33 protein-coding genes are annotated in these 25,126 nt (G+C 64.7%); 10 read left to right on the plus strand and 23 right to left on the minus strand.

The annotated features are described in order from the left end of the window. From AU465_RS20790 to AU465_RS20815, 6 genes are all read right to left on the minus strand, one after another. Positions 1 to 903: a ribokinase gene (locus tag AU465_RS20790; RefSeq protein ID WP_192252208.1), complete on the minus strand. Its 903-nt coding sequence runs from the start codon at positions 901 to 903 to the stop codon at positions 1 to 3. A 151-nt stretch (positions 904 to 1,054) separates the two neighbouring features. After that, on the minus strand, positions 1,055 to 1,537 hold the full coding sequence (locus AU465_RS20795; protein WP_192252211.1) for a hypothetical protein: 483 nt from the start codon (positions 1,535 to 1,537) through the stop codon (positions 1,055 to 1,057). Continuing rightward, a complete protein-coding gene (locus AU465_RS20800) occupies positions 1,527 to 2,036 on the minus strand; it encodes a hypothetical protein (RefSeq protein WP_192252214.1) in 510 nt (169 codons plus the stop codon). The genes AU465_RS20795 and AU465_RS20800 overlap by 11 nt, the downstream gene beginning before the upstream one ends. Beyond that, entirely contained in the window at positions 2,003 to 2,407 is a 405-nt protein-coding gene (locus tag AU465_RS20805) for a PDZ domain-containing protein (protein WP_192252217.1), read from the minus strand. Before AU465_RS20805 ends, AU465_RS20800 begins: the two co-directional genes overlap by 34 nt. 11 nt (positions 2,408 to 2,418) lie before the next feature. Next, positions 2,419 to 2,889, minus strand: a complete 471-nt coding sequence (locus AU465_RS20810) for a hypothetical protein (protein WP_192252220.1) — start codon at positions 2,887 to 2,889, stop codon at positions 2,419 to 2,421. A 233-nt stretch (positions 2,890 to 3,122) separates the two neighbouring features. Then, complete coding sequence (locus AU465_RS20815) at positions 3,123 to 4,028, minus strand: methylated-DNA--[protein]-cysteine S-methyltransferase (RefSeq protein WP_192252223.1); 906 nt, start codon at positions 4,026 to 4,028, stop codon at positions 3,123 to 3,125. A gap of 114 nt (positions 4,029 to 4,142) precedes the next feature. Here AU465_RS20815 and AU465_RS20820 point away from each other — a divergent pair, with 114 nt between their 5' ends. Beyond that, entirely contained in the window at positions 4,143 to 4,958 is an 816-nt protein-coding gene (locus AU465_RS20820) for a class I SAM-dependent methyltransferase (RefSeq protein ID WP_192252226.1), read from the plus strand. Between the two features lie 11 nt (positions 4,959 to 4,969). Here AU465_RS20820 and AU465_RS20825 read toward each other — a convergent pair whose 3' ends face one another. Continuing rightward, positions 4,970 to 5,464, minus strand: a complete 495-nt coding sequence (locus AU465_RS20825) for a DUF2244 domain-containing protein (RefSeq protein WP_192252230.1) — start codon at positions 5,462 to 5,464, stop codon at positions 4,970 to 4,972. Between the two features lie 22 nt (positions 5,465 to 5,486). Here AU465_RS20825 and nth point away from each other — a divergent pair, with 22 nt between their 5' ends. Next, entirely contained in the window at positions 5,487 to 6,293 is an 807-nt protein-coding gene (gene nth / locus AU465_RS20830; RefSeq protein WP_192252232.1) for an endonuclease III, read from the plus strand. A 45-nt stretch (positions 6,294 to 6,338) separates the two neighbouring features. Here the strand turns inward: nth and AU465_RS20835 are convergent, their stop codons facing one another. Then, the gene (locus tag AU465_RS20835; RefSeq protein ID WP_192252235.1) at positions 6,339 to 6,794 is read right to left on the minus strand and encodes a DUF2214 family protein; all 456 of its coding nucleotides are present in this window, start codon (positions 6,792 to 6,794) and stop codon (positions 6,339 to 6,341) included. 172 nt (positions 6,795 to 6,966) lie between these two features. On the opposite strand from AU465_RS20835, the gene AU465_RS20840 reads away from it, so the two are divergent. Both AU465_RS20840 and AU465_RS20845 read left to right on the plus strand, forming a co-directional pair. Further along, positions 6,967 to 7,167: a YdeI/OmpD-associated family protein gene (locus AU465_RS20840; protein ID WP_281396798.1), complete on the plus strand. Its 201-nt coding sequence runs from the start codon at positions 6,967 to 6,969 to the stop codon at positions 7,165 to 7,167. A gap of 127 nt (positions 7,168 to 7,294) precedes the next feature. Then, positions 7,295 to 7,849, plus strand: a complete 555-nt coding sequence (locus AU465_RS20845; RefSeq protein ID WP_192252241.1) for a GNAT family N-acetyltransferase — start codon at positions 7,295 to 7,297, stop codon at positions 7,847 to 7,849. On the opposite strand, the gene AU465_RS20850 is transcribed toward AU465_RS20845, so the two are convergent. The 8 genes from AU465_RS20850 to AU465_RS20885 form a co-directional block, all read right to left on the minus strand. Then, complete coding sequence (locus AU465_RS20850; RefSeq protein ID WP_192252244.1) at positions 7,850 to 8,248, minus strand: DUF1801 domain-containing protein; 399 nt, start codon at positions 8,246 to 8,248, stop codon at positions 7,850 to 7,852. A gap of 74 nt (positions 8,249 to 8,322) precedes the next feature. Then, positions 8,323 to 8,532, minus strand: coding sequence for a hypothetical protein (locus tag AU465_RS20855; protein WP_192252247.1), 210 nt, complete (start codon positions 8,530 to 8,532; stop codon positions 8,323 to 8,325). Next, positions 8,532 to 8,759 (minus strand): hypothetical protein, encoded by a 228-nt coding sequence (locus AU465_RS20860; RefSeq protein ID WP_192252250.1) that lies wholly within the window; start codon positions 8,757 to 8,759, stop codon positions 8,532 to 8,534. Before AU465_RS20860 ends, AU465_RS20855 begins: the two co-directional genes overlap by 1 nt. A 37-nt stretch (positions 8,760 to 8,796) precedes the next feature. After that, complete coding sequence (locus AU465_RS20865) at positions 8,797 to 9,189, minus strand: VOC family protein (protein WP_192252253.1); 393 nt, start codon at positions 9,187 to 9,189, stop codon at positions 8,797 to 8,799. 78 nt (positions 9,190 to 9,267) lie between these two features. Then, positions 9,268 to 9,678, minus strand: coding sequence for an SRPBCC family protein (locus AU465_RS20870; protein WP_192252256.1), 411 nt, complete (start codon positions 9,676 to 9,678; stop codon positions 9,268 to 9,270). Next, the gene (locus tag AU465_RS20875) at positions 9,675 to 9,998 is read right to left on the minus strand and encodes an ArsR/SmtB family transcription factor (RefSeq protein WP_192252259.1); all 324 of its coding nucleotides are present in this window, start codon (positions 9,996 to 9,998) and stop codon (positions 9,675 to 9,677) included. The genes AU465_RS20870 and AU465_RS20875 overlap by 4 nt, the downstream gene beginning before the upstream one ends. 175 nt (positions 9,999 to 10,173) lie before the next feature. Then, the gene (locus tag AU465_RS20880; protein WP_192252262.1) at positions 10,174 to 10,644 is read right to left on the minus strand and encodes a nucleoside deaminase; all 471 of its coding nucleotides are present in this window, start codon (positions 10,642 to 10,644) and stop codon (positions 10,174 to 10,176) included. A gap of 71 nt (positions 10,645 to 10,715) precedes the next feature. Continuing rightward, entirely contained in the window at positions 10,716 to 11,573 is an 858-nt protein-coding gene (locus AU465_RS20885) for an IclR family transcriptional regulator (RefSeq protein ID WP_246506294.1), read from the minus strand. Positions 11,574 to 11,759: 186 nt separating this feature from the next. Between AU465_RS20885 and AU465_RS20890 the strand changes: the two genes are divergently transcribed. The 5 genes from AU465_RS20890 (at position 11,760) to AU465_RS20910 (ending at position 16,965) form a co-directional block, all read left to right on the plus strand. Beyond that, entirely contained in the window at positions 11,760 to 12,737 is a 978-nt protein-coding gene (locus AU465_RS20890) for a Bug family tripartite tricarboxylate transporter substrate binding protein (protein ID WP_192252264.1), read from the plus strand. Positions 12,738 to 12,864: 127 nt separating this feature from the next. Next, positions 12,865 to 13,401: a tripartite tricarboxylate transporter TctB family protein gene (locus AU465_RS20895; protein WP_192252267.1), complete on the plus strand. Its 537-nt coding sequence runs from the start codon at positions 12,865 to 12,867 to the stop codon at positions 13,399 to 13,401. A gap of 4 nt (positions 13,402 to 13,405) precedes the next feature. Next, positions 13,406 to 14,929: a tripartite tricarboxylate transporter permease gene (locus AU465_RS20900; protein ID WP_192252269.1), complete on the plus strand. Its 1,524-nt coding sequence runs from the start codon at positions 13,406 to 13,408 to the stop codon at positions 14,927 to 14,929. A 15-nt stretch (positions 14,930 to 14,944) separates the two neighbouring features. After that, positions 14,945 to 16,129: a CaiB/BaiF CoA transferase family protein gene (locus AU465_RS20905; protein ID WP_192252272.1), complete on the plus strand. Its 1,185-nt coding sequence runs from the start codon at positions 14,945 to 14,947 to the stop codon at positions 16,127 to 16,129. Further along, complete coding sequence (locus AU465_RS20910) at positions 16,126 to 16,965, plus strand: citryl-CoA lyase (RefSeq protein ID WP_192252275.1); 840 nt, start codon at positions 16,126 to 16,128, stop codon at positions 16,963 to 16,965. The genes AU465_RS20905 and AU465_RS20910 overlap by 4 nt, the downstream gene beginning before the upstream one ends. 6 nt (positions 16,966 to 16,971) lie before the next feature. Here the strand turns inward: AU465_RS20910 and AU465_RS20915 are convergent, their stop codons facing one another. Both AU465_RS20915 and AU465_RS20920 read right to left on the minus strand, forming a co-directional pair. Further along, the gene (locus AU465_RS20915; RefSeq protein ID WP_192252278.1) at positions 16,972 to 17,439 is read right to left on the minus strand and encodes an NUDIX hydrolase; all 468 of its coding nucleotides are present in this window, start codon (positions 17,437 to 17,439) and stop codon (positions 16,972 to 16,974) included. Between the two features lie 143 nt (positions 17,440 to 17,582). Continuing rightward, complete coding sequence (locus AU465_RS20920; protein ID WP_192252281.1) at positions 17,583 to 17,888, minus strand: hypothetical protein; 306 nt, start codon at positions 17,886 to 17,888, stop codon at positions 17,583 to 17,585. Between the two features lie 220 nt (positions 17,889 to 18,108). Between AU465_RS20920 and AU465_RS20925 the strand changes: the two genes are divergently transcribed. Further along, positions 18,109 to 18,702 (plus strand): invasion associated locus B family protein, encoded by a 594-nt coding sequence (locus tag AU465_RS20925; protein ID WP_246506295.1) that lies wholly within the window; start codon positions 18,109 to 18,111, stop codon positions 18,700 to 18,702. 50 nt (positions 18,703 to 18,752) lie between these two features. Here AU465_RS20925 and AU465_RS20930 read toward each other — a convergent pair whose 3' ends face one another. The 5 genes from AU465_RS20930 to AU465_RS20950 are packed head-to-tail and all read right to left on the minus strand — an operon-like array spanning position 18,753 to position 25,126. Then, on the minus strand, positions 18,753 to 19,445 hold the full coding sequence (locus AU465_RS20930) for a response regulator transcription factor (protein ID WP_192252284.1): 693 nt from the start codon (positions 19,443 to 19,445) through the stop codon (positions 18,753 to 18,755). Beyond that, positions 19,442 to 22,165: a DUF4118 domain-containing protein gene (locus AU465_RS20935; RefSeq protein WP_192252287.1), complete on the minus strand. Its 2,724-nt coding sequence runs from the start codon at positions 22,163 to 22,165 to the stop codon at positions 19,442 to 19,444. The genes AU465_RS20930 and AU465_RS20935 overlap by 4 nt, the downstream gene beginning before the upstream one ends. Positions 22,166 to 22,220: 55 nt before the next feature. Beyond that, entirely contained in the window at positions 22,221 to 22,784 is a 564-nt protein-coding gene (gene kdpC / locus AU465_RS20940; protein WP_192252290.1) for a potassium-transporting ATPase subunit KdpC, read from the minus strand. A 12-nt stretch (positions 22,785 to 22,796) separates the two neighbouring features. After that, positions 22,797 to 24,893, minus strand: a complete 2,097-nt coding sequence (kdpB, locus tag AU465_RS20945) for a potassium-transporting ATPase subunit KdpB (RefSeq protein ID WP_192252292.1) — start codon at positions 24,891 to 24,893, stop codon at positions 22,797 to 22,799. Beyond that, complete coding sequence (locus tag AU465_RS20950) at positions 24,890 to 25,126, minus strand: hypothetical protein (protein WP_246506296.1); 237 nt, start codon at positions 25,124 to 25,126, stop codon at positions 24,890 to 24,892. Before AU465_RS20950 ends, kdpB begins: the two co-directional genes overlap by 4 nt.

A 25,126-nucleotide genomic window follows, 5' to 3' on the forward strand; every position in this document is an offset into this window, starting at 1 on the left:
TCACCGCGCGGCCAAGGCGGCGTCGACGTCCTTTGCCAGCGGGATCGCCGGCTGCGCGCCAGGTTTCAGGCAGGCGAGCGAGCCCGCAGCGGCGGCGCGCGCGAGCGCCTGTTCGAGCGAAAGGCCAGACGACAGGCCGGCGCCGAAATAGCCGCAAAAAGTGTCACCGGCACCGACCGTATCGACCGGGACGATCTTCAGCGCCGGGACGGTGAGGAAATCGTCGGGAGTGGCGGCCAGCACGCCATCGCCGCCGAGCGTGACGACGATGGCGCGGCCGGTCTTTTGGGCATAGTCGCGCATCCGCGCCTGCCGGTCGCGCCCGGACAGCGCCAGCGCTTCGCCATAGAGGTCGAACTCGGTCTCGTTGGCGACGGCGTAGTCGGCCTTGCCGACAAGGCCTGCGGCCTCGGCGCGGAAAGGCGCGGTGTTGAGCACACTGACGGCGCCTGCCTCGCGCGCGCCATCGAGCGCGGCCTCGACCGTCTGCAGCGGGATCTCGTGCTGCAGCAGCACGACATCACCCTTCTTCAGATGGGCCTTGGCGATGTCGCCGGGCAGCACGGAATCATTGGCGCCCGGCACCACCGCGATCACGTTCTCGCCGTCGGCGCCGACCAGGATCAGCGCCGTGCCGGTCGAGGCGAAGCTCTCGCCGACGCCGGAAAGATCGACATTGCCGGCCTTGAGCAACGCCAGTGCATCCCCGGCAAAGCTATCCTTGCCGACGGCCCCCACCATGCGCACTTGGGCGCCGGCGCGGGCGGCGGCCAGCGCCTGGTTGGCGCCCTTGCCGCCGGGAGCGGTGGCAAAGCCGGAGCCGCGGACCGTCTCGCCGGGCTCCGGCAAGCGGTCTACATTGGCGATCAGGTCGAGATTGATCGAGCCGACGATGATGATCAAGAAACGCCTCCTGGCGGAGCGGGTGAGCCTTCGATCGAAGGCCGATGCGCTCCAAGTCCTTGCTTTTACGCAATTGATTGCGCGAGAGGCTAGCCGCAAAGACCGCCAGTTGCCAGATCATGTCGGTTGTTCGCGCCGGCGGCCCACAGCATCATTCGCAGCGCACGGTGACCGTGCCTTGATAATTGCCCGCCGGGAAGACGCCGGGCGATTTCGTCGCGGTGAGGTCGACCTGGACGGAGTGGGTTCCGTTGGTCACCCGTTGCGGCGAACTTCCGGGAATGTCGAGCCCGGAGCCATCGAGGCGGAAGACAGTGTCAAAAGTGACGTTGGTATCGCCGCCGCTCGGCGCGGAAGTGAAGGCGATCGGCGCCGGTGCCGAGACCGAATAGCAGTCGAGCAGGTTGAGCAAGGTGCAGAGCAGCGAACTTGCGGTGATGGTGGCGGTGGCGCTCGATCCGCCCGCCTGCCTGGAGCCGAATATGTTGATCGCCGGGTTCGCCTTCATCGTTCCCGAACTGCCGATCATGATCGTGCAGGTGCCGACGATCGCGGCCTGCGCGGGCACGCCGAAAGCGGCGAGCGCGGCTGCGACAAGCAGCGCGCGGCTAGTTCTTTTTCTTTCACTTGGCACCGTCGGTTCCGCCTCTGATGCTCCAGCCTTCGTTGGCCCATGCCGGTGGCGTGCCCGAGGGAGCCGCGGCGGCCACGCTCCCGGTGATCTGGCCGTCTGGGGCCAGTCCCATCTTCAGGAGCCGCAACTCCATCTGCAGGCGCTCGACCTCGAGCTCGTAGAGGCGGCTGCAGTCCAGGCGCTTGGGCGTCCGCCCGATTGGGATCACCACGCGCCCATATGTGGCGATGTCGCTGTTCGACTGGCTGCTGGTGTTGTTGCCCCGGATGACACCGACATCGAGATAGGCACCGCTGCCGGAAACGGCTGAGCGGCAGGTCGTGCCGTCGCTGGCATGAACCTCGTCCTGCCCCTGGGGCAGGACGACACCGGGCAAGCTGAAACCCGTCTGGTTCTGGTTCAGGTTCAGGATATCCTCTGCAAACCCATGACTGACGACCGCCAGGGTGGTCAGCAACGAAAGGGTCAGAACCTGCGATGTCCGAAAAACTTTCCGCATATCTGTGCCCTTATCTGCGTCTGCTCGCCTGGAAAGGGGATACTCTCGGTACAGATACGCACTTTGCGATCGGTCGCGCCGTCGAACGGGACGACCACGAGAACCGGACGTGATGCCTGTCCGGCAAGGAGAAAGGCGCGCGGCGATATCTCGGCATCGATCGGCTGGAAGTCCTGGTCGTAGACATGAACCTCGACCCGGATGCGTTGGTCATAAGGGTTGCCCGGAAAGATCCGCACGGCGAAGGCGTCGGCGAAGGCTCTCACCTCGCCGCGCATGGGCGTCATCGACTGGGCCGTCGCCGCAAGGGGAGCAAGGCTTGCCGCCAGCGCTGCCACGAAGATCCGAACCTTTGTCAACGACCGCTCCATTCGCGAGAGAGTTATTCGCAGCGCACCGTCACGGTCGCCTGGTAGCCGCCGGCCGAGAAGCGATTGGTGCCGCCCTTGGTGCCGGTAAGGTTGATCGCGGCCGTCGACGTGCCGGGCACGGTGAGCGGCGTTGCCGTGCCGGTTTCGGCAATCGTCTGCGCGCCGGAAGTGGCGAAGGTCGGTGTCCAGGTGGTGGCTGTGACGTCGCTCGCCGGCACGGTGGTGACGGTCACCGGGTCCACGCTCAACGAAACGCCGCCCGTCGTGTCGACCTGGACGCTGCCGGCCGAACCGCCCGCATTGTGGGAACTCAGCGATTGCAGGTTGCTGCTGACGGTCATGGTGCCGTTGGAATTGACGGTCAGTGTGCAGGTGGCGGTGATGGTGCCGTTGAAGAGGACATTTCCAGTGGCGGCCGATGCCGTCTGGCCAGCGCAGGCGGCCAGCAGGCTTGCGGCCATTGCGGCGCGCAGGAATTTCATCGAGACCCCTCTTTCGAGCCGAATGGCCGGCTCAGTTTCGAGGGCATCATCCCTTTATCGTGGTAAATTTAGCGTTAACTGAAATAACAACGGAAAGCAACTTGTAATACAACCGGCGAAACCAGAGGTTGCCGCCGGTTGTATTTTGCAGATATTTGGAGATTTTGTTTCAGTTATACTTTTTTATATTGTGGCTCGCGCTTTTTTGCAACGGCGCGCAGAAAAATCGAGGTTCAGGACGCCACTTGTCCCGCTTCCCAACCGAGGATGGCGCGCTTGCGCGTCAGCCCCCAATGGTAGCCGGTGAGGGCACCGGACTTGCCGAGCGCGCGGTGGCAAGGAACCACGAAGGACATCGGATTGGCGCCGACCGCCGCGCCGACAGCCCGGCTTGCGCTCGGCGCACCGATGCTTGCCGCGATCGAGGAATACGTGCAGGCCCTGCCCATCGGGATGCGCAGCAGCGCCTCCCAGACACGCAACTGGAAGTCCGTGCCGATCATCACCACGCGCAGCGGCTGGTCGGCACGCCAGAGCGTCGGATCGAAGACGCGCGCGGCATAGGGCTGGGTGGCCGACATGTCCTCGACATAGTTGGCGTTCGGCCAGCGGCCGGACATGTCGGCAAAGGCGGCCCGCTCGCCGCCGGCATCGCAGAAGGCGAGGCCGGCCAGTCCGCGGTCGGTGACCATGACCAGGGCGATGCCGAAGGGCGAGATGTGGTAGCCGTAGCGGATGGTGAGGCCGGCGCCGCGGGTTTTGTAGTCGCCGGGCGACATCGCCTCGTGGGTGACGAAGAGGTCATGCAGCCGGCCTGGGCCAGACATGCCGAGCTCGAAAGAGGTTTCCAGCAGCGGCATGCCGGAATCGAGCAGCTTGCGGGCATGGTCCAGCGTGACCGCCTGCAGGAAGGCCTTGGGCGACAGGCCGGCCCAGCGCGTGAACAGTTTCTGCAGGCCGGTGGGCGTCTCGCCGACGGCCTCGGCCAGGACCTCCAGCGAGGGCTGGTCGCGATAGTCGAGGCTGATCTTTTCGATGGCGCGGCGAACCACTTCGTAGTCGCTGCCCTCAGGAGTGACGTCGTTTTGCAGGATCGCGGACGGTTTCATCAGGGTATTCATGGTCATCTGGGCGTTCATGGCAATATCTCCTTGACCGCGAATATCGTTCTTCCAGTGCTTTGCCACCACCCGAAACTTGCCTTCCCGCCGCCCATACCCAGATAGAGCTGGCTTCATATGAAGGGGACAAGCATGGCCGGCGAAAAGATAAGCCTGACCGGGGCGAGGGAGACCCTGCTGATGACGCTCTACGGCAAGGCGCTGGAGAGCAGGCTGCCTCATTCGCTGCTCAGGGACCACTTCGCCGACGCGGCGGTGCGCAAGATCGATTATGATTTTTCCAGGCTCATGGTCGACGGCAATCTCGGCCTCGGCTTTGCCATCAGGGCCAAGACGCTGGATGTCGCCGTTCAGGACTTCATCGCCAGAAATCCCGATGCGATCGTGCTGCATCTGGGGTGCGGGCTCGATACGCGCGTTTTTCGTGTCGATCCGCCACAAGGCGTGGACTGGTTCGACGTCGACTACCCGGACGTCATCGCGTTGAGACGCAAGCTATACCCGTCCAGGGACCACTATCACCTCATCGCTTCATCGGTGACCGAACCGGATTGGCTGGCTGACGTACCCCGCAATCGCTCGGCGATCGTCGTGGCGGAAGGACTGACGCCTTATCTCGCGGCCGACGAGGGGCCGCGTCTGTTTTCGCGGCTTGTTTCGCATCTTGCCGCCGGCGAGTTGATGTTCGACGCCTACAGCCGTTTCGGCCTGGCGCTGGTTCGCCTCAATCCGGCCGTCAAGGCGACCGGCGCCGAAGTTCACTGGGCGATCGCGGACCCGCGCGAACTGGAGCGAGCCGTTCCGAAGCTGCGGTTCGTCGAGGAGGTTTCGGCCTACAAGCCGGAGCATGGCGCGCGCATGCGCCTTCGCGCGAAACTGTTTGTCCGCCTCTGGAAACACATTCCGGCGCTGCGCAAGATCGGCCGGCTGTTGCGCTATCGCTTCTGACGCGCGGTGGTTCAGCGCGCCCTGGCGGTCGCCAGTGCGCGCGAAAAGGCGGTCGCAAAACTTTCGCGGGAGTCGGGGTCCAGGAAAGACCCGATCGAAACGCTTCTGCCTTGCGCCTCGACGGCCATTTTGGTGATGCCTATCTCGGCATGCCGGGCGATCGAAAACCGCGCCCAGAACGGGTTGAAGCGATGATCCTCGAAGCGGCCCGACGGCGCCGTCTTGCGGATGTCGAGGCTGGTGCGAGAAACCGATATTTCTTCACGCGCACGGGCCGCCCGATAGTTGACGCGGAAGGCGATGTAGACGGCGACCACGTCCAGCCCGAAGAAGCCGAAGACCGGCCATGCACCATGCGCCAGGAAGATCGCCCCGGTGACCGCCCAGCCGAACATGAGCGCGCACATCAATATCAGAAAGCCGGTCCGGCCGAGGGAACGATGCGGCGTCAGCAGGGCTTGAAAAAATGGCTCGTCGGCTTCGAACGAGGCGTTTGTGTCGCTCATGGGGAGATATTATAGGGAGGGAATGGCGCCGCCCAAGTCCAAAAATTCCTCACCCGTCAAAAAGCCATCAGCCTCCGCCTCAGGCGGCGATGCGAAAGCAAGGACGCCTTCCCGGCAGGGCGGATCGCGCTCGCTCTACACACCCGCCGAGGTGCATGAGATTTTCCGACGTTTTTCCGTGCAACGGCCCGAGCCGAAGGGCGAACTCGACTACATCAATCCCTTCACGCTCTTGATCGCGGTGGTGCTGTCGGCGCAGGCGACCGACGCCGGCGTCAACAAGGCGACGAAGCAGCTGTTTGCGGTGGCCGACACGCCGCAGAACATGCTGGCGCTCGGCGAAACCAAGATCGGCGACTATATCCGCACCATCGGGCTTTGGCGCAATAAGACCAAGAACGTCATTGCGCTCTCCAAGGCGCTGATCGACGACCATGCCGGCAAGGTGCCGGAGGACCGCGACGAACTGGTCAAGCTACCGGGCGTGGGGCGCAAGACCGCCAATGTCGTGCTCAACGTCGCCTTCGGCCAGCATACGATGGCGGTCGACACGCATATCTTCCGCATCGGCAATCGGATCGGGCTGGCGCCCGGCAAAACGCCGGAACAGGTCGAGCAGGGGCTCTTGAAGGTCATCCCGGCCGAATATATGCGCCACGCGCATCACTGGCTGATCCTGCACGGCCGATATGTCTGCAAGGCGCGCAAGCCCGACTGCCCGGCCTGTGTTATCGCCGACATCTGCAAGTCCAAGGAAAAGACCACCGACGTGCCGGCGCCGCTGGTGCCCATCGCCCCCTTGAGGGAGGCCTTTCCCGCAGAGGTCTAGAGTCTTTGTCTTTTCGCAATTCCGGACCGCTTTTCCTGGAATTGCTCAGTAACCGTAGCCCCGCGCCATCGCCGCGGCAAAGACAGGGATGAGCAGGAAGATGAAGCCCTCGGCGCGGACATAGTTCCTCACCGAGGCGAGTTCAGCCGCCGGCACCGAGAAAGAGGGATTGCCGCTCGCCTGCCTGCTCCAGGAGATGAAGCGCATCGTGGGGATGATCGACAGCAGGCCGACGATGATGAAGGCCGCCATCTTTGCCCAGAACACCCAGTTGTAGACGTAGAATTCCCAGCCTTTCAGCCCGAGGAACACCCGGCAGACGCCGATGATGACGATCAGCGCGGCGATGATGCCGTAGGGGCGGTCGATGCCCGCAAGGCGCTTGAGCGTCGCCGCCCCCAGGTCGCCGCGCACCAGCACGAACTCGGCGCCGATGATGCCGGCCAGCGAGAACACCAGAAGGTGATGGGCGATCGCCAGCAGAAGGTCGGTGGTGTCCATGTTTCTTCCTTCGATCGAAGAGCGCGAGTGTTGAATCAGTTTTCAGCAGTTGCAGAGTAGCATCGCGAGGCAAAATCCCATATGCGCAAGCTAACCATAAGCGTCGTTGACGCCACCTGCCGGCAGTCTATTGCTTGGAACCATGAGCCGACTGAAGCGTGCCCTCAATCCGATGCCTGAAGACGTTCGAGCCGTACTCGCGGAACGGGGACTGATGGCCGCCTATGATGCGCGGCCGGACTATCAGCGGAACGACTATCTTGGCTGGATCGTCCGCGCCAAACGCCCTGAAACGAGGCGGAAGCGGCTTAACCAGATGCTCGACGAACTGGCGCTCGGCAGCGTCTATATGAACATGGCCTGGCACGGCTGAAGCCGGTCCTCCGGCGTTTTGCCTGTCTGTCACCTCGTTTGCCTCTGGAAGATGGCTCCGGTCATCCTGGCCCTTGTTCGAACATGCTGGTTTGCTAAGCGCTTCCGCCTCAACAGAGGTGAATGCCATGAGCATTGGAAGGGAAGCCGGCGTGCCGATCCTGGAGACGGCGCGGACCGTCCTGCGGCCGCACCGGCTCGACGATTTCGAAACCTATATCGCCATGTGGGCGGACCCCGGCGTCACCCGTTTCATCGGCGGCAAGCCGCGCACCCGCGAGGAAAGCTGGATGCGCTTCCTGCGCCACGCCGGGCTCTGGTCGCTGCTTGGTTATGGATTCTGGGCGATCGAGGACAAGGCGACGGGCCGATTCATCGGCGAGGCCGGGTTCCATGATCTGAAGCGCGAGATCGAGCCCTCGATCGAAGGTGTGCCGGAGGCCGGCTGGGCGCTGGCTTCGGTCGCGCATGGCCAGGGACTTGCGAGCGAAGTCGTCGGGCGCATCGTCGCCTGGGGGGACGCGGTGTTCGGGCGAGCCAGGACCGTCTGCATCATCGATCCCGACAATGGCGCTTCGCTCAAGGTGGCTGAGAAGAACGGCTATCGCGAAATCCTGCGGACAACCTATCACGACAAGCCGACGATTCTGCTGGAGCGGCAGGCCGGAGGCAATCTCGGTTGATCAGCGCTTGGCCTTGGACCTGTTCAGGGCTGCGGCGGCGCGGACGAGAGCCTTGAGCGCTCCCTCGTCGATCTCCTCGCCTTCGCGAAAATCGATGGCGCGCCTTGTGTTGCCTTCGAGGCTGGAGTTGAAGAGGCGTGAGGGATCGGGCAGCGCCGCGCCCTTGGCGAAGGTCAGCTTGACGACCGCCTTGTAGGTCTCGCCGGTGCAGATCATCCCGGCGTCCTCCCAGACGGGCACACCGCGCCACTTCCACTCCTCGGTGACTTCCGGATCGGCCTCTCTGATCAGGGCGCGGAGGCGGCCGAGCACCTCGCCCCGCCAATCGCCCAATTCCGCGATACGCCCATCGATCAGCTCGGAAGGAGATTTGCTTTCCTGCATGCCGCTTTTCTCCATGTCTGTTCTCCCCAGTGCTGGACACGATCGCCATGATGGCTTTTCAGGCGAACCGCGCTCGATCGATAGTGCGCCTACGTTCGTTCGCCAGGCAATTGGCTTGCCTGTTTCACCCACGAGACGAACTGCGCTTCATCGAGCCGGTCATCCTCATGGATATGAAGATAGGCTTGGACCGGAGCGTCGCCATAGCCCTTGGCGATCTGCGGGTTGCCGCCTGAAAGCAAGATGGGTTTCGCGTCCGTGGGCCCGGCGGCAACTTTCGGCGATTTCGCCTTCGCCATCAGGCCGACTCCACCCGCTCGCGCGCGCCACGCCATCGTGCGGCATAGGGCAGCACGAACATATAAAGGCCGCTGAACAGCAGCAGGAAAAGCGGCAGGAGCGGCGAATAGACCACCAAGGCGGGAGGCTCGCCCAATGCCATGGCGACGAAGTTGGCGATGACGGTCACGGTAAAGACGATCGACAGCCAGCGATGCAACTGCCTGATACACTTGCTCCAGTCCAATGCTACCTCCTCTGCACGAACGAATGAAACGCCTGCCTTACCAGCGCGCCAGCTGCGTGATCTGGATGAGATTGCCGCAGGTGTCGTTGAGCTGCGCGATGGTCGAGCCGGTCACCTCGGTCGGCGCCATGGCGAAGCTGCCGCCATTTGCCGCGATGCGCTCGTGGTCGCCCTTGATGTCGTCGGTGAACAGCATGAGCGCCGGCTGGCCCTGCTTGAAGATGGCCTGCTGGTAGGTCCTGGCCGCCGGATTGTCGTTCAGCGCCAGCTGCAGCTCGGCGCCGTCCGGGTCTTCCGGCGAGGCGACTGTGAGCCAGCGAAACGGTCCGTTGGTGAAATCGGCTTTCTTGGTGAAGCCCAGCACGTCCGTGTAGAAGCCAAGAGCCTTCTCCTGGTCATCGACATAGATACTCGTCAGCTTGATCTTCATGGCATGTCTCCATTGCTCGCGCCTGCAGGTTGCCACCCGCCAACAGCTTCCGCTTTTTTGAACCCCTTCGGCGGGACCTCAGTCGATCCGCGCCAGGACCTCTTCCAGGGCTGTAAGGAACTTCTTCCAGCCCACAATGGCGCCCCGGTAGTACGGCTCCTGGTCAGTCCGGAAGCCCGTCTGCTCCATGCGCAAATGCGTGCCTGTGCTTGTCGCGGTGAGCGTCCAGGTGACGACGCTCTCCAGATCCTTGGTGTCCCAGGTGTAGGACAGCGTCTTGTTGGGCTCGACGGTCTGGACCTGGCACTCGACGCCGCCCCAGTCCGCGCTCAGCTCGAAACGATGGTCCACGACCGGCTTGAAGTTGTTCTTCATCAGCCACTCCTCGATGAGATGCGGTTGGGTCAGCGCCCGCCAGATCTTTTCCGGCGGATAGGGAATCTCGCGCTCGACGACGACGGAGCGCGTTCCGGCCGGCATATCGTTCATTGATCCATCCTCTTCAGCAGATCCTCGAGATCATCGAACCGGCTCTCCCAGAAGCCTGCCATCTCGCGAGTCCAGTCCATCAGCGGCGCCAGCGCGCCAAGCTGCGCGCTGTAGTGGGTCTGCCGGCCCTCATGGCGATCGCGCACCAGCCCGGCTTCCTTGAGAAGGCCAAGATGCTTCGACACCGCCGGCTGCGAGACACCGGCCTCGGCCGTCAGCGCGCCGACCGTCTGCTCGCCTTGACGGCACAGACGCTCAAAAATGGCGCGCCTTGTCGGATCGGCAAGCGTTCGGAAGAGCATATCGTGCGCGGCGGTCATTCCAATCAATAACCCGTTGGCTATTGATTGACCTATAACCATTCAGATATGGGTGAGTCAAGCGGAAGAGTGGAGCGGGCGGAAGAGTGGAGCGGGCGGAAGAGTGGAGCGGGCGGAAGCGTGGAGCGGCAGGACGGTTCTCGTCACGGCATCGTTGCGGACGCCGTCCCGTGCCTCAGCGCTTCCAGAAATCGCGGTGCGGTGCGAGCAGCTCGCCCGCGATTTCGGGAAAGGGGCCAAAGACCTCGATCTTTTTCTGGCCGGAGTCGAGAACGGTGCGCGAAGAAAGGCTCATCGTCGGATTCGCCGCGTGATCCCCGGTAAGCGCGAGAAGCTCGGTCTCCTCGAAGCCGTAGACCAGCCGGCCGATATTCGCCCAATAGAGCGTTCCGGTGCACATCGCGCAGGGCTCGCCGGTTGAGACCAGCGTGCAGGTCCACAGAAACTGCGGCGAATAGGCAGCCGCCGCGCGTCGCGCAAGTTCGGTCTCGGCGTGATGCACGGTGTCGATATTGCCTTGGCGCATGAGGATCGTGTCGTCGGGGCCGACCAGCACCGCACCGAACGGATGATGCCCGTGTGCGGCCGCCTCGCGCGCGGCGGCGTCGGCGGATCGGAGATGGGCGAGCATCTGATCGCGGGTCATGGCAAACCCTATCGCGCCGACGGGCGGCTCTTTGAGCCGAGATTGCTGCCAAGGGACGCGATTGGCAAGAGCTAACCGTCGCTTGAGCGTCCACCCGCCCCAAGCGCGGCGACATCGGCATGTTGCGTGCCGGATATTCCATTTCGGTCTTCTCCACGACGCGCCTCTGTCGTGGTTTTGGCCGGCGTGTCCAGGCTTGCCGCATCCAGCATGGATGCGTCCTCGCCGAAGGCGCGGGTGGCGCGGGCGGCTGCTTCGAGCAGCGGGCGCTTCATGCGCGTGAGGAAGGCGGCGTCGACCCGCGTGCTCGGCCCGGCGAGCGTCAGCGCGCCGAGCAGTGTCTGCCCAGGTCCGAACACAGGGGCGGAGATGCCGGCCGTCTGCGGATCGCGGTCGCCGATCGAAATGCAGTTATAGGTTTTCCGGATCGTCTCGTAAGGCTCGCCCTGCTCACCCGAGAAGGCTGCAAGCACCCGGCCGCCGGAGCCCACCAGCAAAGGCAGCACGTCGCCTTCACGTATCGTGTAGCGGATCGGGTGCTTGGACTCGACCCGGTAGAGACAGGTGCGCACGTCGCCCGAGCGGACGTAGAAGGCAACGCTTTCCCAGCTCCGTTCGGAGAGATCGCGCATGATCGGCAACAGGATATCCATCGCCACGACCGAGCGCTGGTAGAGCGCGCCGAGCCTGAAGGTGGCCGGTCCGATACGGTAGCGTCCGTCTTCGAGCCGTTCCAGCAATTGCCCCCGCATCAGCGAGTTGGCCAGCCGCAGGATCGTGCTCTTGTAGAGGCCGGTTCGGGCCGCGATCTCGGCGAGGCCGAGCGACCGGTCGGCAATGGTGAACGCGTCGAGGATGGCGATCGCGCGGTCGAGCGCGGCAACGCCATCGGCCGGGGCCTGGCTTGGAGGTGTGTCTGTCATTTTCATCGTGGTCGCCCTATCCGGGAATGATCCCGGACATGCGGATTTAGTCCGGTCTCATGTGTTCTGTCCAGCAGAATGGCATTCCCGTTGACAGAACGCGGTAACAAATGCTTGAACTCGAATGCGGGTCTTAATTCAGGCCACGTCTTGGCAGGCACCGGAGGAGGTGTCGTGATTTGGAGGAATCCCATGCTGAACAGACGCAGATTCTTGACGACCACCGCAGCGGCCGGTGCTGCCGGTTTCGCCGCTTTGCATTTCGCACCCGCCTTTGCGCAGGATACCCCGCAGATCCAGATCTTCGTGCCGGCGGCACCCGGCGGCGGCTGGGACCAGACCGCGCGCACGATCGACCAGGTGCTGCGCTCCGAAAAACTGATCTCCGGCTCGCAGATCACCAATGTCGGCGGCGCCGGCGGCACGGTCGGCCTGCCGCAATTCGTCAACCAGTGGAAGGGCAAGGGCAATTCCCTGATGGTTGCCGGCATGGTCATGGTCGGCGCCATCATCGCCAACAAGGCGGCCAACAATCTCACCGAAGTGACGCCGATCGCGCGCCTCACCGGCGAGTTCGAAGCGCTGGTAGTGCCGGCTGCCTCGCCGTTCAAGACGGCTAATGATTTCGTCGCGGCGCTCAAGGAGGATCCGACGAAGGTTCCAGTGGCCGGCGGTTCGGCCGGCGGCTCCGACCACATCCTGTTCGGCCTGATCGCCAAGACGGCCGGCGTGCCTGCCGCCAACCTGTCCTATGTGCCTTTCGCCGGCGGCGGCGAGGCGCTGTCGGCGCTGCTCGGCAACCAGGTCGCGGCCGGCATCTCCGGCTATGGCGAGTTCTCAGAGCAGGTCAAGGCGGGCGCGCTCAGGTTGCTGGCGATCTCGTCCGACAAACGGCAGGAAGGTATCGATGCGCCGACGCTGAAAGAAGCCGGCATCGATGTCGAGCTGTTCAACTGGCGCGGCGTCTTCGCCCCGCCCGGCGTCTCCGACGACGACAAGGCGGCGATGATCAAGCTGGTCGAGGCCATGGCCAAGAGCGATGCCTGGGCGACCGAGTGCAAGAACCGCAACTGGACGCCGATCCTGCTGACCGGCGACGACTACGCCAAATTCGTCACCGAAGACACGGCCCGCATCGGCGCCATCCTCAAGGATCTCGGCCTCGCCTGAGCCGGTTTCCGCCTGATCTCGAGGGAAGCCGCATAGCCTCCTTCGAGACAGCGTGGACATGCGGCGGTTCAGGAATGAAACTGCGGCGATGCCGGTAGTGGAAGGCCGGCCATCCGGGGAGGAGATCATGAGCACCAGCGACCAGCAGGCGTCACCGCCGCGCCTTGGCGTACCCGAATTGTTGATCGGCGTCGGGCTCCTCGCCTGCGCCGGCGCCGTTGCCTGGCAGACCCTGGCGATCCCGGTATCGCCGCTCTATTCCAAGGTCGGCCCGAGGGTCTTTCCCTATATCACCATGGCCGGGATGATCGTGCTTTCCCTGCTGCTCATCGTTGCCGCCCTGCGCGGCGGCTGGCAGCCCGAGGAAGAAAAGGAAACGCCGACCGACTGGAAGGCGATGGGCCTGGTGGTCGCCGGCCTCGTCGCCAATCTTCTGCTCATCCAGCCGCTCGGCTTCACCGTCGCCTCGGTGGTCATGTTCGTGCTGGTCTGCTTCGGCTTCGGCAGCCGGCATCCGCTGCGCGATGCATTGCTCGGCTTGGTGCTTGCGCTAGCGGCCTATTTCGGCTTCGCCAGGGCGCTCGGCGTCAACATCGGCGCCGGCCTGATCGAGAACCAGCTCAATGTGCTGATCAACGCCGTCCTCGGTATCGGGAAAGGCTGAGACGATGGACACGCTCGGTTATCTCGCGCACGGATTCGCGGTCGCCTTCACGCCGACCAATCTGTTGTGGTGCCTGCTCGGCACGACGCTCGGAACCGCGATCGGCGTGCTGCCCGGCCTCGGGCCGGCGCTGACGATCGCGTTGCTTTTGCCGATCACCTACCAGGTGGCGCCGGAAGCTTCCTTCATCCTGTTTGCCGGCATCTATTACGGCGCCATGTATGGCGGCTCGACGACGTCGATCCTGCTCAACACACCCGGCGAAAGCGCCACCATCGTCACCGCGCTCGAGGGCAACCGGATGGCGCGCTCGGGCCGCGGTGGCGCGGCGCTCGCGACCTCCGCGATCGGCTCGTTCGTGGCCGGCACCATCGGCACGCTGGGCGTCGCCTTCCTGGCGCCGATCGTGGTCAAATTCGCGCTGGCCTTCGGTCCGGCGGAATATTTCTCGCTGATGGTGCTCGCCTTCATCACCGTTTCGGCGGTGCTCGGCTCGTCTTCGGTGCGCGGGCTCACCAGCCTGTTCGTCGGCTTCGTCATCGGCATGATCGGCGTCGACCTGCAGACCGGGCAGCCGCGCTTTACCTTCGGCATGGGTGAACTACTCGACGGCGTCGATGTCATCGTCGTCGCGGTCGGCCTCTTCGCGGTCGGCGAGACGCTCTACATGGCCTCGCGGCGCTATGCCGGCAAGGACGAGATCGTGCCGCTGAAGGGCTCGCTCTACATGACGGCGGCCGAATGGGCACGCTCGTGGAAGCCGTGGCTCAGGGGTGCCGCGATCGGCTTCCCGATCGGCGCGATGCCGGCCGGCGGCGCCGAAATCCCGACCTTCCTCTCCTACGCCATCGAGAAGAAGCTCTCCAGGCACAAAGAGGAGTTCGGCACGGTCGGCGCAATCGAAGGCGTCGCCGGGCCGGAGGCCGCCAACAACGCGTCCGCCGCCGGCGTGCTGGTGCCGATGCTCACACTCGGCCTGCCGACCTCGGCGACGGCGGCGATCATGCTGTCGGCCTTCCAGAGCTACGGCATCAATCCCGGGCCGCTGCTGTTGACGACGCAGGCCAACCTCGTCTGGGGCCTGATCGCCAGCCTGTTCATTGCCAATGTCATCCTTGTCATCCTCAACCTGCCGCTGATCGGCCTGTGGGTGCGTCTGCTGAAAATCCCGGCGCCGCAGCTCTATGCCGGCATCCTGGTGTTCGCCACCGTCGGCACCTACGGCATCTCGCAGTCGCCGATCGACCTCGTCATCCTCTATCTGCTGGGTGCGGCGGGTTTCTTGATGCGGCGCTTCGACTTTCCGACCGCGCCCGTCATCATCGGCATGATCCTCGGCCCGCTCGCCGAGACGCAGTTCCGCCGCGCGATGACGATCGCCAATGGCGACTGGACGGTGTTCTACCGGCACCCGCTGTCGCTGACGCTTCTTTCGCTCGCCTTAATCGGTCTCGTCGGCCCGCATATCTGGGCCTGGATCGAACACCGGCGCACGCGCGGACCGGAGCATGTGCCGGGCGATGCCTGACCGATTTGGAGCATCATGACAGACCTGCTTTCCGGCATCCGCGTCCTCGACCTCACCAACGTGCTGGCGGGCCCTTACTGCGCCTACCAGCTGGCGCTGCTCGGCGCCGACGTCATCAAGGTCGAGGCGCCGCCCGGCGGCGATCTCGCGCGCCAGCTCGGCGCCTCGCCGGACCTCAACAAGGCCGGCATGGGGGCGTCCTTCCTGGCGCAGAACGCCGGCAAACGATCTGTCGTCCTCGACCTGAAGAAGGAAGCCGACCGCGACCGCTTCCTCGATCTCGTCGCCACGTCGGACGCTCTGGTCGAGAATTTCCGGCCGGGCGTCATGGATCGGCTCGGCCTCGGCCATGAGAAGCTGAAAGAGGTCCGGCCCAGCCTCGTCTATTGCGCGATATCGGGTTTCGGGCAGACCGGGCCGATGCGCGGGAACCCGGCCTATGACCAGATCATCCAGGGATTGTCCGGGATCATGAGCATCACCGGCACGCCGGAGACCGCGCCGCTGCGCGTCGGCTATCCGGTCGCTGACACGCTTGGCGGGCTGGTCGGTGCCTTTGCGATCGCCGCGGCGCTTGTCCGGCAGAAGACGAGCGGCGAGGGCGCCTTCCTCGACGTGTCGATGCTTGAATGCACGCTATCGGCGCTAGGCTGGCCGGTGTCGAATTATCTGACGGCGGGCGTCGAGCCGCGGCCGATGGGCAACGAGAACATGACGGCCGCGCCCTCCGGCGCTTTCCGCACCGGCGAGGGCCTGCTCAACATCGCCGCCAACAAGCAGGAACAGTTCGTGACCCTTTGCGGGTTGATCGGCCGGCCTGAACTCGCGTCGGATCCGCGCTTCGCCGAGCGCGAGACGCGCAAAGAGAACCGGGCCGCATTGAAGACGCTGATCGAGGACGCGCTTGCCGCCGCCCCGGCCGCTGCCTGGGAAGAAAAACTCAACCAGGCCGGCGTGCCGGCGGGGCGTGTGCTGACGATCCCGCAAGTGCTGGAGGAGCGTCAGGTGACGGAGCGCGGCATGTCGACCCGCTTCCAGCATGTACCGGGCATGGACCGGCCGCTAAGGGTGGTGCGCGGCGGCTTTATGGTCGACGGCGCTGCACCCGCGCCCGCCGGGCCGCCGCCGCGGCTTGGCGAGCATGTGGACGAGATTTTCGCCACCTTGCCGGCGCGCGGCAAGACGAGGGCGCGGGCATGAGCGGCGAGAAGAAGACCGGCCGCGAGCGTGGCGAGGAATGGTGGCAGACCGGTATCATCGAGATGCGTCCCGGCGTGATCCGGCTGCGCGGCTATGAGATCCAGGACCTGATCGGCCGCGTCAGCTTCCCGGCGATGATCTGGCTGATGCTGCGCGGCGAATTGCCGAGCGAGGACCAGGCGGCGCTGCTCGGCATCGCGCTCGGCGCCGCCATCGACCATGGCCCTCAGGCACCCTCGATCGCGATCGCGCGCATGGCCGCCACCTGCGGCGTCGGCATCAACAACGCCATGGCCTCGGCCATCAATGTACTGGGCGACGTGCATGGCGGGGCCGGCGAGCAGGCGCTTTCCCTCTATGGCGACGTCGCCGCTGCGATGGATGGCGGCGCGAGCCTTGAGGAAGCGGTGGCGGCGCGGCTCGACCGGTTCTTCGCCGAGGACAAAGGCTACCTTCCCGGCCTTGGCCACCGTTTCCACCCGATCGATCCGCGGGCGCCGCGCCTCATCGAACTGACGCGCGAATTTGCCGTGCGCGGCGTCGTCAGCGGGCGCTTCGCCGACATCGCCGAGGCGATCGAGGCGGAGGTCGCAACGCGCAAAGGCAAGACGATCCCGCTCAACATCGACGGCGCCACCGCCGTCATCTATGGCGAGCTTGGCTTCCCGCCGCCGCTGACGCGCGGCCTGTTCGTGCTGTCGCGCTCCGTCGGCATCCTCGCGCATGCCTGGGAGCAGTCGCAGGAGAGCGACCGCAACAAGGGGCCGCTGCCCAAGGAATGGCTGTGGGCCTATACGGGGACGCCTGCACGGGCATTTCCTGGCGACTCCGATTAGATCGTCTTACGCCGGATCGGTTGCCGGGGCCGTCAAATCCCTCAGCAGCGTGGAAAGCTCCGGCTCGTCGATCAGCAGCGCCGCGTCGGCCGCCGGCAGCCAGGCCCGCTGGCGGTTCGCGGCTTCCTGCCAGTCGGCCATCTCCTCGGTGACCTCGAGCAGATAGACCACCACGTCGACGCGGGCAAAACGGCTGGCCAACCGTTTCCAGTAGGAATAAGTGCCAGCAGGCTGCTTCAACACCTTGCCCAGCACGCCAGCCTCTTCCTGGGCCTCGATCATGGCTGCCTTGCGCCCGCTCTTGCCCTTCATCGGCCAGCCCTTGGGCACAATGAAGCGCCTGGTCGTGCGCGAGGTGACCAGCAACACCTCGGGGCTGCCATTTTCGCGCAGACGAAAGGGGATGGCCGCCACCTGGCGGATCCGCTCTCCTTTCTTTGCCCTGCGTACTGCTTTCTTCTTGGCTGTTGCCATCCCAAAATCCGATGAGAGCGGCATTTCTGCCGTACGCTATCCGCACGGCAAAAATTCCGCTCCTGCAAATCCCAAAACCGCCGTCTATGCAACCCGGCTTTGCCGACACTAAGTCGGCTAAATAAACCGAAAAAAGAAAAATGTCAGCGGCAGACCCGCGAAACGGTGGTGCCAATCACCTGAGACTGGCAATTCTGCTTGACGACCGGCACTTCAGGGCGAGACTTGGGCACGATCTGCCGGTCCTGCTCGCGGTAAAGCTGCTGCTGTTGCTGGAACTGCTGCCTCTGCAACTGGTTCCGGAGCGTCTGCAGTTCGTTCTGCTGGATCAGGGCGTTGCGGTCTGTCGGGATGACGACCTGGGCCGAAGCGTATGAAGCCGCGCCCAAAAGGGCCGCGATCGACAGAGCCGCCGAAATCAAAACCGCCGACAAGCGAGGATGCGACATCGCTTCCTTCCGCATGAAAAAAAGAACTTTGCCGTAATATAGGGAGTTTGTCCGGATGTGCCATGGTCCAGGGCTTCGCCTGTGGCTAGTTGATCGATTGTCGTGCCAAGAAGATCCGACCTGCTCCCCCGGCATTGCACTTGACGGCAGCAGTGGTTTCGCCGCTCTATCGCGCGGCCCGGTTTACGTGGCTGGATCGGGCGGGGTGAAGAGGAATTCCATGAAAATCAGGTACAAATTGTCCGTCGCGATGCTGGCCGTCGCAGGCGTCGTAGGTCTGCCGGCTTTCGCCGCGCAGAACAAGGGCGACAAGGTCGCGCAGGCGGCCAACCAGCCGGTCGACGCCGCGGCCAAGCCGCAGCTGCCGGGCGGCGCCTCGGCACTGTCGGAGACGCATGGCGACTGGACGGTCAATTGCCAGGTCACCGGCACGAACAAGATATGCAGCCTGTCGCATCAGCAATTCAACAAGCAGAGCGGCCAGCGTCTTTTGGCGATCGAATTGACGACCAAGACCGGCCAGGATGCCACGGGCACGCTGGCGCTGCCCTTCGGGCTGGCCTTGGCCAACGGCATTTCGCTCGAGATCGACGACAAGAAGCTGGAAGGGACCCTGCAGTTCAACACCTGCCAGGCCGTCGGCTGCCTGGTGCCGGTGGCGTTCGATGCCGGCACCACCTCGCTGCTGCAGAACAGCACCACGCTGAAGATCAACGCCACGGCGGCGGACACGGCGCAACCGATCGCCTTCGCCATCTCGCTCAATGGATTTGCGGGCGCGCTGGCCAGGACGGCCGACCTATCGGCGGACTGATCGCCGCGCGGCCTTGAGCGATCGGTGGCCGCCAGTCGCTCCTTACCCTTTCAATCGACCTCACGCAAACGGTAGCCGACGCCGGTCTCGGTGATGATGTAGCGCGGTTGGTCCGGCGTCTTCTCGATCTTCTGCCTCAACTGGCGGACATAGACCCTCAGATATTGCACGTCGGTCGAGTCGTTCCAAATCTGCTTCATCAGGAACTGGTGAGTGAGCACCTTGCCGGCGTATTGCACGAGCATGCGCAGGATGTCGTATTCTTTCGGCGACAGTTTTACTTCCTTGCCCTCGATCTTGACGATGCGTTTCACTAGGTCGACCGACAGGTCGCCGGTTTGAAAAACCGGCTTCTCGCCCTGCTGCTGGAATTTGTGGCGCAGCGCCACACGGATGCGGGCGACGAGCTCGTTCATGCCGAAGGGTTTTGTCACATAGTCGTCGGCACCGAGCTCGAGTGCCTGGACGATGCCGGCCTCGTCGGTGCGGCTCGACAGTATGACCACCGGAATGTCGAGGCCGTCGTTGCGCCATTTGCCGAGCAGCTCGAGGCCGGTCATGCCGGGCAGGCCAAGGTCGAGCAGGATCAGGTCGGGCGGCTGCGTCTCAATGAGCTCGATCGCCGCCTTGGCATTCGGCGCCTCGGATACCGCATAGCCCTGGCTGCCGAGGCCGACGCGAAGCAGCTTGCGGATCGGCGGCTCGTCGTCGACGACCAGGATGCTGACGTTCTGGCTGGTCATGCAGCGTCATCCGTTTTGGCGACGGCCAGGTTCGGAATTTCCTCCGGTACCGGCATGCGGATGGTGAAGATCGCGCCCGGCCGGTCGGTGCGGTTCGCCGCCGAGATCATGCCGCCCATGGCCTCGACGAAGCCGCGGCTGATCGACAGGCCGAGCCCCGTGCCGGCGCGGACCTGGTCGCGTTTGCGCACGCGGTAGAAGGTGTCGAAGATGCGCTCGAGGTCGTCGGGCGGAATCCCCGGTCCCTCGTCCATGACCTGCAGGATGACGGAGCCGTTGTCGACCCAGCCTTGCAGGCGGATGGTCGAGTCGGGAGGCGCATATTTCGCGGCATTGTCGAGGAGGTTGAACAGCGCCTGCTCGAACAGGACGGGGTCGAGGCGCAGCATCGGCAGGTCCGTCGGAATGTCGGTGTCGATCCGGTGCTCGCCGGTGATCTTTCGGGCTCGATCGAGCGCCGAACCGACGATATCGCCGACATAGTGGAAAGCGTAGTTCGGCTCCATGGCGCCCGACTCGATCTTGGTCATGTCGAGCAGATTGGCGATGAAGCGGTTCAGCCGCTCCGATTCGTCGACCACGGTGGAGAGAAGTTCCGCGCGGTCCTTCTCGGGGAGGGCGGCCGCGTATTCCCGCAGCGTGCCGGCGGCGCCCATGATGGCGGCAAGCGGCGTCTTCAGGTCATGCGAGATCGAGGTGAGCAGCGCCGTGCGTAGCCGGTCCGCTTCCGCCGCCAGCCTGGCGCGATCGACATCGGCGACAAGCTGGATGCGCTCGATGGCGACCGCCGCCTGGTCGGCAAGCGCGTCGAGAAGACGCTGCTGCTCGGGTGTCAGCAATGGGCCTTGCTTGTCGTTGTCGAGGCCGACGACGCCGACCGCCGTGCGCCCCGTCCGCAAAGGCAGGTAGAGGCGCTTTGCGCCCGGCAGCGTGTCGGCGCCGCGGCCGGCCGGGCGGTCGTGCTCCCAGGCCCAGCGGGCGGCGGCGATATCGGCCTCGGCCAGCGTGTCGTCGGGCGGGTAGCCGGCCTTGACGGTGATCGTACCGTTCTCGGGCAGAAGCAGCACCACGCGCACTTTCAGCATGGACGCGATCTGGAAGGCGGTGGCCCACAGCACGTCGTCGAGCGTGCCGGCGCCAGCGAGCTTTTTCGAGAAGGAATAGATGTCTTCGGTGGCCCGCGCGCGCGAACGGGCGGCGACCGCCTGGCGCTGCACGCGCGCCGTCAGATTGCTCGCAATGACGGCGACAACGAGGAAGACCGCAAAGGCAACGATGCTCTCCGGGTCCCTGATCGTCAGCGTGTAGCGCGGCTCGAGGAAGAAATAGTTGAAGCCAAGCGCGCTCAAGAAGCAGGCGTAGAGCGCCGGCCACAGCCCGCAGGTCACCGCCGACGTCAGCACCGACAGCAGGAGCACGATTGCCAAATTTCGGACATCGAGGAACTGATCGAGGATCGAGCTGACGGCCAGCGCCCCGGCGACATAGGCGGTGGAGAACAGGTAGGGCCAGATTTGGAAGGGCTTCTGTTCGGCCGCGGCCTTCACCCTTGCCGAAGGCGTCTCCCCATCGCGCTCGGTGCCCGAAATGACGTGGACGCTGATGTCGCCGGCATTGCGGATCAGATCGTAGGTGAGCGAGCCCTCGATCAGTTCCCGCCAACGCGAGCGGGTCGGCCTGCCGATGACGATATGGGTGAAGTTGTTGGCCGTCGCATGGCGCACGATGTCCTGGGCGACGTTCTGGCCCGGAATGGTCGTCACCTCGGCGCCAAGCTGCTCGGCAAGACGCAGGTTCGTCGCCAGACGGTCCTTGTCCTCTTCGGACATGCCCGCGAGGCGAGGCGTGTCGACATGAAGCGCCGTCCACGGCGCCCGCAGCCGGTCGGCGAGCCGGCGCGCGTAGCGGATGCGGGCGGCACCGCCCGGACGCGAGTCGACGCAGACGAGAACCCGTTCGCCGGCGGCCCACGGTCCCGGAATGGCATGCGACTGCATGTGGTTGAGCAGTTGCTCGTCGACGCGCTGGGCGGTGCGCCTCAGCGCCAGCTCGCGCAGCGCCGTCAGATTGCCCGGCGAGAAATAGTTCTCGATCGCGCGCTGGGCGGTGTCGGGGAAATACACCTTGCCTTCCTGCAGCCTCTGGATCAGGTCGTTGGGCGTGAGGTCGATGACCTCGATGTCGTCGGCTTGGTCGATGATGGAATCGGGAACCGTCTCACGCACCCTGACGCGGGTGATCTGCGCGACGACGTCGTTCAGGCTCTCGACATGCTGGATGTTGAGCGTGGTGTAGACATCGATGCCTTGCGACAGGATTTCCTGCACATCGAGGTAGCGCTTGGGGTGGCGGCTGCCGGGCGCGTTGGTGTGGGCGAGTTCATCGACCAGGACCAGCGCCGGTCGGCGTTTCAGGATGGCGTCGATGTCCATCTCGTCGAGGGTGCGACCCCTGTACTCGACCTCGTGGCGCGGGATCACCTCATAGCCGTCGACCAGCGCCTGGGTTTCCTTGCGGCCGTGCGTTTCGACGACGCCGATGACGACGTCGACACCGTCGACGCGGCGGGCGCGGCCCGCCATCAGCATCTCGTAGGTCTTGCCGACGCCGGGTGCGGCGCCGAGGAATATGCGCAAGTGGCCGCGGCCCTCCCGCTCGGCGTGCTCGAGCAGCGCGTCGGGAGAGGGTCTGGTTTCGTGGTTGGTCCTGTCGTCGGGCATCAAGTCCAATCATGAATTGCGCCGGGGATCGTGTCGATCCCCGGCGCGGTGCTGACTATTTCAGGTCGTCCAGCGCGAGATTGAGGGCGAGCACGTTGACCACCGGCTCACCCATGAAGCCCAGCTCGCGATCCTCGACATGGCTGTCGACAAGTGATTTCACCTTGGCCTCATCGATGCCGCGAGCCTTGGCAACCCGCGGCACCTGGAAATAGGCGTCCTCCGGGCTGATGTCAGGATCGAGGCCGCTGCCCGAGGCGGTGACAAGGTCGATCGGAACCGGCGCGTTCGGGTTCTGCGCCTTCAGCTTCTCGGCATCACCCTTGATGCGCTCGATCAGCTTCGGATTGGTCGGGCCGAGATTGGCGCCGCTGGAGGCGGCGGCGTTGTAACCGTCGCCGGCGGCCGACGGCCGGCCATGGAAATAGCGGTCGCTGGCGAAAGCCTGGCCGATCAATTCCGAGCCGACGACCTTGCCGTTCTTCTCGATCAGGCTGCCATTGGCCTGCTTGGGAAACAGCGCCTGGGCGATACCGGTCATGCCGATCGGATAGATGAGGCCGGTCAGCACCGTGAAGAAGACGATCATGACGATCGCGGGTCTGAGTTGCTTGAGCATTGGAGCAATTCCTTATGCGAGGCCGAGGGCCGTGACGACCAGGTCGATCGCCTTGATGCCGACGAAGGGCACGACGATGCCGCCAAGGCCGTAGACGAGCAGGTTGCGGGTGAGCAGCGCGCCGGCGCCGATGGCGCGGTATTTCACGCCTTTCAGCGACAGCGGGATGAGCGCAATGATGATCAGCGCGTTGAAGATGATGGCCGATAGGATGGCGCTCTGCGGCGTCGCCAGATGCATGATGTTGAGCGCCTGCAGCGGCCCGGCGGATTGACCGGGCGCGACGTAGAAGACCGCGAACATCGCCGGGATGATGGCAAAGTACTTGGCCACGTCGTTGGCGATCGAGAAGGTGGTCAACGAGCCGCGCGTCATCAGCAGCGCCTTACCGATCTCGACGATCTCGATCAGCTTGGTCGGATCGCTGTCGAGGTCAACCATGTTGCCGGCCTCGCGCGCGGCGACCGTGCCGGTGTTCATGGCGACGCCGACATCGGCCTGGGCGAGCGCCGGCGCGTCGTTGGTGCCGTCGCCGCACATGGCGACCAGCTTGCCCTTGGCCTGTTCCTCGCGGATCAGCGACAGCTTGTTCTCAGGCGTCGCCTGGGCGAGGAAGTCATCGACGCCGGCTTCGGCGGCGATCGCCGCCGCGGTCAGCGGGTTGTCGCCGGTGATCATCACCGTGCGGATGCCCATCTTGCGCAGCTCCGCGAAACGCTCGCGGATGCCGCCCTTGACGATGTCCTTGAGGTGGACGATGCCGAGCAGGCGCCCGTCGCGCTCGACCGCCAGCGGCGTGCCGCCGGCCTTGGCGATCTCGTCGGCAACGGCCTGGAGATCGCGGATCGTCTCGCTCGTCGGACGCGTGCCATGGGCGGCGAGGGTCGCCTGATTTACGTGAGCCAACACCGCGTCGACCGCGCCCTTGCGCACCGAGGAGCCGTCGATGTCGACACCGCTCATGCGAGTCTGCGCGGTGAAGGGCACGAAGGCCGCGTGCAAGGTCGCCATGTCGCGGGCACGGATGGCGTATTTTTCCTTGGCCAGCACGACGATCGAGCGGCCTTCCGGCGTTTCGTCGGCCAGCGAGGCCAACTGCGCGGCATCGGCCAGCTCCTGTTCGGTGACGCCCTTGACCGGACGGAATTCGGTCGCCTGACGGTTGCCGAGCGTGATGGTGCCGGTCTTGTCGAGGAGCAGCGTGTCGACGTCGCCGGCGGCCTCGACGGCGCGGCCGGACATGGCGAGCACGTTGAAGCGCACCAGGCGGTCCATGCCGGCGATGCCGATGGCCGACAGCAGCGCGCCGATCGTGGTCGGGATCAGCGTCACGAACAGAGCGACGAGGATCGTCACCGAGATATAGCCGCCCGAGTAGGAAGCGAAGCTCGGGATGGTCGCGGTCGCCAGGACGAAGATCAGCGTCATGCCGACCAGCAGGATGTTGAGCGCGATCTCGTTCGGCGTCTTCTGGCGTTCCGCGCCTTCGACCAGCGAAATCATGCGGTCGAGGAAGGTCTGGCCGGAGGCGGCGGAAATGCGCACGCGGATCCAGTCGGACAGCACCTGGGTGCCGCCGGTGACGGCCGAGCGGTCGCCGCCGGATTCGCGGATGACGGGCGCGGATTCGCCGGTGATCGCCGCCTCGTTGACGGATGCCACGCCTTCGATCACCTCGCCGTCGGAGGGAATGATGTCGCCGGCTTCGACGAGCACGATGTCGCCGACCATCAGGCTGGTGCCGGGCACCAGCTTGAACTTCGAACGATCCTCGCCGTTGACGAGCAGCTTGGCCTGGGTCTCGGTGCGCGCCTTGCGCAGCGAGTCGGCCTGCGCCTTGCCGCGGCCCTCGGCCACGGCTTCGGCGAAATTGGCGAACAGCACGGTGAACCACAGCCAGATGATGATCTGCAGGGTGAAGCCGAGATCGCCGCCGCCGGCGATCAGGTCGCGGATGAAAAGCGCGGTGGTGAGCAGCGAGACGACCGCGACGACGAACATCACCGGATTGCGGATCAATGTGCGCGGATCGAGCTTGCGGAAGGCACCGCCGATGGCGGGCACCAGGATGCGGGCATCCAGAATGCTCGCGGATTTGGACTGGCTCATTTCGAGGCTCCAGTATCGGTGATGTTGGACGGCGCCGGGTGTTCGGTCTTCGGCAACAGATGCGGAAGAGCGGAAGCCAGCAGCCACAGCACGAACAGCACCGCTGCCATGCCGAGGAAGGTGGAAAGCGTCGGGAAAGGACGAGGCTTCTCGTTCCCTCCGTCATCGGGCCTTCCGTCACCGGGTTGGTGACGATCGTGCCGACGTATGTTGTTGAACCAGGGCATGGTCAT

The sequence above is a fragment of the Mesorhizobium silamurunense genome (genome assembly GCF_014843905.1).
GTDB lineage: Bacteria > Pseudomonadota > Alphaproteobacteria > Rhizobiales > Rhizobiaceae > Mesorhizobium > Mesorhizobium silamurunense.